At 63.1% G+C, this 423-nt stretch carries 1 protein-coding gene; it reads left to right on the forward strand.

The genetic code is table 11. The features are described from left to right. A partial coding sequence (locus tag EMN46_RS19150) for an immunity 52 family protein (RefSeq protein WP_195715336.1) occupies positions 1–339 on the forward strand: 339 nt, incomplete at its 5' end. Positions 340–423 lie beyond the last annotated feature (84 nt).

The raw sequence follows: 423 nt of genomic DNA on the forward strand, positions 1-423 counted from the left end.
GCCTTGCTACAGCACGCCAGCGGAATATGGCCGGCGGCATTCGCCACGTTCAGCCCCTTTTATTACCCGGAAAGTGCTGTCTTCAAGGACCGCCCCGGCGTGGGTTGGATGCTGTACCTGCCGCGCGTACTGACAGCGCAGCAAGTACCCGAGGCCCGAGCGCTGGTGCCGGTGATGGGCAAGAGCGCCACGGGCAAGGACGAGCAGCGGGGCACGATCATCGTCAGTGTCACCGACGAGCCCTTCTCGGACGAGAACCCTGAGCACGTCAGAAACGCCAACGCCATCGAGATCCGCTTGGTCGATCAGGACCTGCTGCCCCGGTATGCGGACCTCTGAATTGTCCGCCTGGGGCCGGCCGCTTTCCCACGACCCCACATGCCGGCTGGCAATGTACGGCAATTTGCCGTATGATTAGCGTCA

The organism is Ancylomarina sp. 16SWW S1-10-2, from assembly GCF_009669305.1.
In the GTDB taxonomy this organism is placed as follows: Bacteria; Bacteroidota; Bacteroidia; order Bacteroidales; family Marinifilaceae; genus Ancylomarina.